Source organism: Mesorhizobium sp. M4A.F.Ca.ET.020.02.1.1, from assembly GCF_004022645.1.
In the GTDB taxonomy this organism is placed as follows: Bacteria; Pseudomonadota; Alphaproteobacteria; order Rhizobiales; family Rhizobiaceae; genus Mesorhizobium.
This window is the reverse complement of the sequence record NZ_RZOI01000779.1, coordinates 1-2705: the sequence shown is the minus strand read 5'-3', so window position 1 is coordinate 2705 and position 2705 is coordinate 1. Positions and strand designations below refer to the sequence as shown.

Sequence of the window (2705 nt, the reverse complement as noted above, 5' to 3'; positions counted from 1 at the left end):
CCTTGGCGCCTGGCGCGCATCTGTGTGGTGGCGGCCGGGCTTGCATTCTTCATCGCGTCAGCGGTCGTGCAGGCGGCCGACCGCCCCCTCGAGGACGCGTTCGAGGCGGCGCAATGGGCGCTGCTTTCCTCCGCCGGCCACGCCTTGCAGCAGCTTGGCCTGCGCGCCGCCGCCGGCTCGCCGGAGCTGGCGGGCATTGTGCGCGAGCGCCAGGATCTCGTGGCCATGGTCGCCGGGAAGGAAAAGGCGCTGGGGCAGGCTGGTTCGGCAGGTGCCGATCATGCCGACGCGCTGGTGCGCCTGCGCGGCGAGATCGATTCGCTGCGCGCCGAACTGGCTGGCGTCGACGCCAGGCTTTCCGAATCCTTTCCGCGCTATGCCGACCTTGCCCATCCCAAACCGCTGTCGGTGGCCGATGTGCAGGCCCTGCTGGACGACGATGAGGGCCTGCTGCTGATGCTTGCCGGGCACGATCACATCTTCGTCTGGGCCGTCGGCAAGCATGACAGCGCCTGGACGTCTCGCGGGACGACCCGCAAGTTGCCGAATATGTCCTGACCACGGCGGTGCGTATGATCGTGAGCAAGACCAATTCCTATGAAGCCGCCACGCCGCGCCAACGACGTCTTCAGGCAAAGGCAAACGGCGATGGCCAATTACGATGCCGGCCAGGAGGCCTCCCGCCGCGACGGGCGGCGCTTCCTCGAAATTTTCATCGCCGGCCAGTACGAGGCGGGCGCGAACTAGCGCGGCGGCTCAGCGCGTGGCGTGGCCCGGTCGGCTCAACGCGCGAAGATCTGCTCCAGCGAGCGGAAGCCCTTGAACTCCAGCGCATTGCCGGAAGGGTCGCGGATGAACAGCGTCGCCTGCTCGCCGGGCTCGCCCTTGAAGCGCACCATCGGTCGCTCAAGCCAGTCTATGTCGTCGCGGGCTTCCAGCCGGGCGGCGAGCCGCTGCCATTCGTCCATCGTGAGCACCGCGCCGAAATGCGGAATCGGCACCGCGACGCCGTCGACCTGGCCGTCGCGCGCGGCGCCGGATGCCCGCGGCCGCAAATGCGCCGACATTTGGTGGCCGTAGAGGTCGAAATCAACCCATGTCGCCGAGGAGCGACCGATGGCGCAGCCCAGCACCTCGCCATAGAAAGCGCGGGTTTCATCGAGATCACGCACCGCAAAGGCGAGATGGAAAGGCGTCATGGCGAAGGCTCCTGGCAGTTTGACGATGCTCCGGCCCGGTTGTTCCGGCCGGTTCGGGCGCGAATGGGTCGCGGCATCCTGATTGCCCTTCTGCCATTGCACAAGCGACAGGGGAACAATAGATGGTGCGGCAGCCGCCCAATCGGGCCGAAGAGACAGGATCAAGTGCATGACCGACCAGCTCGACGCAGCGAAACTGACCGACCGCGTCGCGGCGCTCGTCGAGGCTGCGAAGCGCGCCGGCGCCGATGCCGCCGACGCAGTCGCCGTGCGCGGCCGTTCGGCCGGCGTTTCGGTGCGGCTGGGCAAGGTCGAGGGCACCGAATCGTCGGAGAGCGAGGATGTCGCGCTGCGCGTGTTCGTCGGTCAGCGGGTGGCGAGCGTCTCCGCGACCGCAGCCTCGAACCCCAAGGCGCTGGCAGAACGCGCCGTCGCCATGGCCAAGGTGTCGCCCGAGGATCCCTATCAGGGCCTTGCCGATCCCGCGCTTTTGGCCGGCAAGCCACGCGACCTCGACCTGTTCGACGCCACCGAGGTCCCGGCCGACGCGTTGAAGGAGGCAGCACTTGCTGCCGAAGCCGCAGCGCTTGCGGTGAACGGCGTCACAAATTCGGCCGGCAGCAGCGCCAGCGCCGGCCTCGGCGGGCTGGTGCTCGCCACCTCGCATGGTTTCGTTGGCCAGTACGTCGCCTCGCGCTTCTCGCGCTCGACCAGCGTCATCGCCGGTGCGGGCACCGGCATGGAGCGCGACTATGAGTTTTCTTCCCGCCAGCATTTCGCCGATCTCGACGCGCCCGAAGAAATCGGCCGCAAGGCGGGCGAGCGCGCGGTGCGCCGCCTCGGCGCGCGCAAGGCGGCGACCGGGCCGGTCGACGTGGTGTTCGATCCGCGCGTCGCGCGCGGCATCGCCGGCCATCTCGCCGGCGCCATCAACGGTGCGGCAGTGGCGCGCAAGACCAGCTTCCTGCGCGACATGATGGGAAAGCAGGTGGCATCGGCTGCAGTTACTATCACCGACGAGCCGCTCAGGCGACGCGGCCAAGCCTCGCGTCCCTTCGACGGCGAAGGCGTCGAGGGGCAGAAGCTGCTGATGGTCGACAAGGGCGTGCTGAACCACTGGTTCCTGTCGACCTCGGCGGCCCGCGAGCTCGGCCTGGTCACCAACGGACGGGGCGCGCGCAGCGGCTCCTCGGTCTCGCCATCCTCGACCAATCTTGCCATCGAGCCGGGCGAACGGGCGCCGGAGGATCTCATCAAGTCGTTGAAGAGCGGCTTCTATGTCACTGAAGTGTTTGGCCAGGGCGTCGACATGGTCACCGGCGAATACAGCCGTGGCGCCTCCGGTTTCTGGATCGAGAATGGCGAGCTTGCCTATCCGGTCGCCGAGGTGACGATTGCCTCGAATCTGAAGACCATGTTCCTCAACATGGTGCCGGCAAGCGACCTCGACCGCAATTTCGGCACCGCCGCGCCGACGCTGCTCATCGAAGGCATGACCCTTGCCGG

General features: G+C 67.8%; 2 protein-coding genes and 1 pseudogene. 2 read left to right on the top strand and 1 reads right to left on the bottom strand.

The features are described 5' to 3' along the window. Nucleotides 1–558, top strand: a pseudogene (locus EN742_RS38340) (hypothetical protein); the annotation flags it as partial. Nucleotides 559–782: 224 nt separating this feature from the next. Here EN742_RS38340 and EN742_RS30970 read toward each other — a convergent pair. After that, complete coding sequence (locus EN742_RS30970; protein WP_126055078.1) at nt 783–1199, bottom strand: VOC family protein; 417 nt, start codon at nt 1197–1199, stop codon at nt 783–785. Nucleotides 1200–1368: 169 nt separating this feature from the next. Between EN742_RS30970 and EN742_RS30965 the strand changes: the two genes are divergently transcribed. After that, nucleotides 1369–2705, top strand: a 1337-nt coding sequence (locus EN742_RS30965; protein ID WP_148670376.1) for a TldD/PmbA family protein, incomplete at its 3' end; no start/stop codon positions are given.

Excerpts from the sequence above, each read along its gene's own strand:
- EN742_RS30970 (WP_126055078.1), bottom strand. The coding sequence starts at position 1,199 with ATGACGCCTTTCCATCTCGCCTTTGCGGTGCGTGATCTCGATGAAACC.